This window comes from Microcystis sp. M_QC_C_20170808_M3Col (assembly GCF_007095505.1).
Taxonomy (GTDB): domain Bacteria; phylum Cyanobacteriota; class Cyanobacteriia; order Cyanobacteriales; family Microcystaceae; genus Microcystis.
On record NZ_SFBY01000199.1, the window covers coordinates 1 to 5,799 of the forward strand.

The window sequence follows — 5,799 nt, forward strand, 5'->3', positions numbered from 1 at the left end:
TACCAAGTTCCTAAAATTGCTAATTCTGCGGCAGCAGGATCATGATTAAATGCACTTCCTACTTCCACTGATACCATGACTGCGGCATAATTTCCTCTATCGGTAAGTTGTTGTGCTAGAGCTAACATTGCTGTGGTTTTCCCTGTTTGTCGTGGTGCGTGAAGGACAAAGTAACTACGTTGTTGAATTAGCTCCTCTAAATCTGGTAATCGTACTGTGGGAGATAGCATATAGTGGATATCGTCTTTACAGGGACCTGCAATATTAAACCAGCGAGTCATAGAATTTTATTATTTAGTGGACATTTTAATTTTAGATGATTTTGGTGGGGTTTTTGATAGCAGGAAGGAAGAGGTGATGATCGGCAATACTTTGTTATGCTTGATTATGAGCAATTATTGTTATATAGGGGAATAGTACGCTGATTTTACGTTTGCTAATAGGTAGTGATTTTATTGTCGTGGTGATAGCTCAAACCTTGCTAATTGGGCATTATAGTCATGGATAAAGTACCAGATAGCCCATAGGTGATTCTCCACATTAGACTACCACTACTATCGAATCACTACCCAGAATCATATATGGGCTGTTCAGCAACAAAGTGGCATTTAATATAAAAGACCTTGATTGTTGATAGCTTACTGGTATAATGTTGGAGCGCACTGGTATTGTTAACTTCCATGACCATCGTTACCGAAACCCGATCGAACGATGGTGACAGGAGATCAGTTGATGATTAAAATTGAAAATCTTAAGCTAATTGCTAAAAATTATGGCCGCTGAAATTATTTGTGTAGGAACGGAATTATTATTAGGGGATATAGTTAATACTAACGCCCAATATTTAGCCCTAGAATTGGCAAAATTAGGCATTCCCCATTATTATCAAACGGTGGTGGGGGATAATGTAGAAAGACTGAAAAAAGCGATCGCTATTGCCCTAGAACGTTCCTCAATTTTAATTTTTACCGGCGGACTCGGACCTACTCCCGACGATTTAACCACAGAAACAATCGCCGATTTTTTCCAAACGTCCCTCAGAGAAGATCAGGAGATTTTAGCAGAAATCGAGGCTAAATTTACGAGTTTAGGGCGAGAAATGCCTCCTAGTAACAGTAAACAGGCTTTAATACCCATGGGAGCCGATTTTTTGCCAAATCCGACGGGAACCGCCCCCGGCATGATCTGGCAACCACAGACTAACGTAACTATTCTCACTTTCCCCGGAGTACCCTCAGAAATGAAGAGAATGTGGGTAGAAACGGCGATTCCTTACCTAGAAAGTCAAGGATGGGGCAAAGAGAGGATTTATAGTCGTTACCTCAAATTTCGCGGTATCGGTGAGTCAGCTTTAGCGGAAAAAGTTGCCCATTTATTTGATCTGACTAATCCCACCGTTGCCCCCTATGCTAGTTTAGGCGAAGTGCGTTTGCGAATTGCGACCAAAGCCCCTTCTTTAGAGGCTGCTTTGCAGGTAATTGAACCGGTAGCGACGGAAATTAAGGAAATCGCCGGATTAGATTATTTTGGTGCTGATAACGAAACTTTGCCCGCAGTGGTGGGGGAACTTTTGCGGCAGCAAAAACAAACTTTGAGTGTGGCAGAATCCTGTACTGGAGGGGGATTAGGGGAAATTATCACCCAAATCGCCGGCAGTTCCGATTATTTTGGGGGTGGGGTTATTTCCTACGATAATCGGGTAAAAGTTGCCCTCTTAGACGTAAATGAAGGGGATTTAAATAATTTCGGGGCTGTAAGCGAGATTGTCGCCCAACAGATGGCCCTAGGGGTGCAAAAACGCCTCGCTACGGATTGGGGGATCAGTATCACGGGTATTGCTGGACCAGGAGGAGGCAGCGAGACAAAACCCGTGGGCCTAGTTTATGTCGGTTTAGCCAGTCCTGAGGGAAAAGTGACTGTATCAGAGCATCGTTTCGGAGAAAATCGATCTCGCTTGACCATTCGCCAGATTAGTGCCTATACCGCTCTCGATCGCCTACGCCGGAATTTATTAATAATGTCTTAAAAAAGAATTGCCAAGAATATATACTCAGACTAAAAACTTATGTTAAGCTTAATATAAATACAAGATATAGATTCCCCCGCTCGTCAGATTTAACAGCCAAACGATGAAAATTAGTTAAAATTCTCTAGAATCAAGCTGTTGCGGGGATCAATCGACGAAAACTCATAGCTAGTATCTCAAAGGAGCCATTTGGTCAATGGACTATTTAGATGAAGTGATAGACAAGTTGAGAGAATGGGCGCGCAAACTGATCGAGAGTGTTTTTGGTCCGGAACCCGAACCCGAACCCGAACTAATCCCGATCCCCGTGCGCGATCACAGTCGATAAAGCCACCGGTAAAACAGAATATTGCGATAATATCAGTGCAAACTTACTATGAGTCTGCACTTGATTTTTAGGTGAAGCAAAGTCTAGCTTAATTTGGTGACGATTTGATTATTTAGTAACAATTCTTGACTGAGTAAATCTTCCACATTAATCCGCAGAAAACACTGATCATCAATCCAGAACTGCACTTTAATGCGATCTTTACCCCGAAAACCTAAAGGATCGAGTTTAGCGATCGATCGGGCCCCCTCGCGATCATTTAAGGTTTGGACGCTGGTTTCTCCATTACCGAGGGAACGAGTAATTAATTTATCACCATCAAAATAGACCTCCATTGCCCCCCTTTCCGTGCCTAATTCGCCGATAATTAATTCAATGCTGGGTTGATTGTCCACGGAAGCACCTAGGACTAATTCCACGGGTTTTTCCATAGGATAGGGTTGTCCAGAGTTAATAATCGGATGCCAAGCGTGGGCATTTTTGCGACGATTCCAGTAACGAATGCCGTAGCTATGATAAAGAAAATCTTTGACTTGATAACCTTGGGCTAATTGTAACGCTCCCAAAGCGATCGCTTCAAAGGGTCGATCCTCTTTAATTTTACTACTATCAAAATACTGTCGCACCCAATCTTTTACCGCCGGAATTTGTACGGTTCCCCCGACTAATAACACCGCATCGATATTGCTAACTTCAACTCCATTGCGTCTTCCCTGTTGCAAAACTCCCGTCATTAAATCATCTAATTGATTAAAAAAGTTTTGTTGTTGGAGAATATCGGTCAATTGTTCTCGATCCAAGCTTAACTCGTAACTCTCGAAATTTTCCTCATCAAAATATACCTCCTCGGCGGTTAATTGGGAAGAAAGTTTAATTTTTAATCTTTCTGCTAGACGAGTAGTCAGGGAAGTTTTCGCTAAAGATTGCTTTTGGGCAAAATAATCGACAATCCAATCGTCGATATCTGACCCCCCTAAATTTGTCCCCGCCTTGGCTAAAACTCTCGCTAGTTTAGTTTTTTGGGCAGAATTATTGCCTAAAAGTTTTTCTCCCCACTTGAGAATAAAACCTTGATTTTTTTGAGGATTATCTAAATCTAATTGTACCAAAGAAAGATCGAGAGTGCCACCGCCAAAATCTACCACTAAAATCACTTGATCCCCAATGGTTCCATAACCCAAAGCGGCGGCCGTGGGTTCATCAATTAGTCGAATTTGTTCGATTTCCCACCCCTGACAAACATTGCTTAACCAATTGCGGTAACTTTCAAAACTATCGACGGGGACGGTTAAAACTAGAGATTGGGGGGTTTCCGGGGTGGTGTTTTTTAAGTGGTCGATGATGCTATCAAGAAACCATTGACCAACCCCCTCGAAACTGAGGACAGTTTCCTCTAATTCTGGTAAAAATCCTTGAATTTTTGCCCCGATACCTCGTTTAAAGCGACGAAAAAAACGCGGATCTCGATCGATATCTAAACCCCGATCCCGTACCGCTTGACCAGCAATTACTTGCAGGGGATTGGCTGATTTAATATAGAGTAAACTGGGAATTAGGGGCGGATTGTCGGCTATTTGTTGGGATAACTCCGATAATTTGACGGTTTCTGCCCTATTTGTCGCCCCATTCCAACGAGTAATGACGGTATTACTGGTTCCGAAATCAATAGCGTAGAACACGATCGATGGTTTTTAGGTAAATTTAGTTAATTATTCGCTATTGTAACCTGTTATTTACAGCAAACCGCCCGATCGAGGTGGAAGCTTCCGAAAAACCTGGGGAATTTGGTCAGCGCAAGCTAAAGAAGTCTGAGCAAAAACTTGACAAATAATCTTTAATAGTATATATGAGTTGCACCTGATCAAAGGATTATGTTAGCAGTTACTACCTCACCCGAAACCCTCTCCTTAGAAATTCCTAGCGCGATCGCTCTCTCGATCACCCTTGAACAGTTTGAAGCCATTGCTATGGTCAACCGTGACTTAAAATTAGAACGTACAGCCCAAGGAGAATTAATCGTGAATCCCCCGACAGGTGGCGAATCAGGACAGCGAAATTTTCGTATAACAGGACAATTGTTTCGCTGGTGCGAAGAAAATGAAGCTTTAGGAGTCGGGTTTGACTCTTCCACTGGATTTATACTGCCAAATGGGGCGATTCGTTCTCCCGATCTATCTTGGGTGAGTCGAGAACGCTGGGAATCTTTAACCCCTAAGCAGAAAAAAGGATTTATTCCCCTCTGTCCCGATTTTGTGGTCGAATTGCGGTCTGAATCTGATAGTCTTGACAAATTACAGAAAAAACTGCTCGAATATAGGGAAAATGGGGCAAGGTTAGGCTGGTTAATCGATCCGCAGAATCGGCAAGTTGAAATTTATCGTCAAGCAAAGGAAGTGGAGATATTAGAAAATCCCACTGATTTATCGGGTGAAGATGTTTTACCCAATTTTAGCTTAAATTTAAAGCTCTGATGTTTTAAGGAGTAATCCTAGGATATTAGACTTCTGGCAGAAGTCAGGCAATAGGCAACAGGCAAGAGGCAACAGTGGTAAGAATCGCCGATTGCTCTATCATATTTTTAGGTCATCATCAAATGAGCATCGAAAAGTCTTTAGTCTCGTCAGGTAAAAGTCTTTATCAAGAAGATTTCTACGGATGGTTACAAGAAACCGCTAACTTGCTCAAAGAACATCGTTTTGAAAAATTAGACTTAGAAAATTTAATCGAAGAAATTGAAACGATGGGAAGGAGTGAAAAACGAGAACTAGAAAGTCCCTTAACCGTCATTGCCGAACATCTGCTTAAATTGACTTACTGGCTAACTGAAAAGGAAACAAATGTTCAGGGGTGGCGCAGCACAGTTGTTGAACAACGCAGACAAGTTCAACGCTTATTAAGAGAGAGTCCAAGTCTGAGAAGATTGATTCCTGAAATCTGGATAGATTGTTACCAAGCAGCCAGAGAGGATACTGTCAGAAAGTATCAACTTGCTGCTGATTCATTCCCGATTGAATCACCCTTCACCCTTGAAGAAATCCTTGATTATGACTATCTTCCTTAAAACTGAAGTTTGGTATTTTGTATATGAATACAATGCCTAACAAAGCAAAGCCTTAAGCGGCAATCACTACTTCTGAATCACTCCCTAAATTAAATTGGCTTACCAAATCAAAGTAAGATTTAAACTAAATTCTGGCAGAATATTTTCCCCCGATAAACTCTCTGGATTGGTTAAAATTTCTACTGCCTGTCCTTGACGATAAATTTCTACTTCTCTAGTTTTTCTATTGATTAACCAACCTAAACGAGTCCCATTATAATATTCCTGCATTTTTTTCCTAGCAGTTTCTATGTTGTCACTAGCAGACATTAATTCAATGACAAAATCGGGAGATAGAGGTAAAAATCTTTCCTTTTGTTGTGGGGTTAAAGCTTGCCATTTTTC

6 protein-coding genes and 1 pseudogene are annotated in these 5,799 nt (G+C 41.6%); 4 read left to right on the forward strand and 3 right to left on the reverse strand.

What is annotated here, in order from left to right:
• A pseudogene (locus EWV84_RS08830) lies at positions 1 to 281 on the reverse strand (ATP-binding protein); the annotation flags it as partial.
• A gap of 491 nt (positions 282 to 772) precedes the next feature.
• Here EWV84_RS08830 and EWV84_RS08835 point away from each other — a divergent pair.
• Positions 773 to 2,026 carry a competence/damage-inducible protein A gene (locus EWV84_RS08835; RefSeq protein ID WP_287077705.1) on the forward strand — a complete coding sequence of 418 codons (1,254 nt, stop codon included), beginning with the start codon at positions 773 to 775 and terminating at the stop codon, positions 2,024 to 2,026.
• 196 nt (positions 2,027 to 2,222) lie between these two features.
• Positions 2,223 to 2,354 (forward strand): hypothetical protein, encoded by a 132-nt coding sequence (locus EWV84_RS08840; RefSeq protein ID WP_002757361.1) that lies wholly within the window; start codon positions 2,223 to 2,225, stop codon positions 2,352 to 2,354.
• Positions 2,355 to 2,437: 83 nt separating this feature from the next.
• Here EWV84_RS08840 and EWV84_RS08845 read toward each other — a convergent pair whose 3' ends face one another.
• Complete coding sequence (locus EWV84_RS08845; RefSeq protein ID WP_287077706.1) at positions 2,438 to 4,033, reverse strand: Hsp70 family protein; 1,596 nt, start codon at positions 4,031 to 4,033, stop codon at positions 2,438 to 2,440.
• A 192-nt stretch (positions 4,034 to 4,225) separates the two neighbouring features.
• Between EWV84_RS08845 and EWV84_RS08850 the strand changes: the two genes are divergently transcribed.
• Positions 4,226 to 4,825, forward strand: coding sequence for a Uma2 family endonuclease (locus tag EWV84_RS08850; protein ID WP_287077707.1), 600 nt, complete (start codon positions 4,226 to 4,228; stop codon positions 4,823 to 4,825).
• A 122-nt stretch (positions 4,826 to 4,947) separates the two neighbouring features.
• Positions 4,948 to 5,415 carry a DUF29 domain-containing protein gene (locus tag EWV84_RS08855; protein ID WP_287077708.1) on the forward strand — a complete coding sequence of 156 codons (468 nt, stop codon included), beginning with the start codon at positions 4,948 to 4,950 and terminating at the stop codon, positions 5,413 to 5,415.
• 99 nt (positions 5,416 to 5,514) lie between these two features.
• Here EWV84_RS08855 and EWV84_RS08860 read toward each other — a convergent pair.
• Positions 5,515 to 5,799 (reverse strand): Uma2 family endonuclease (locus EWV84_RS08860; protein WP_287077709.1); only part of this gene is annotated, 285 nt, incomplete at its 5' end.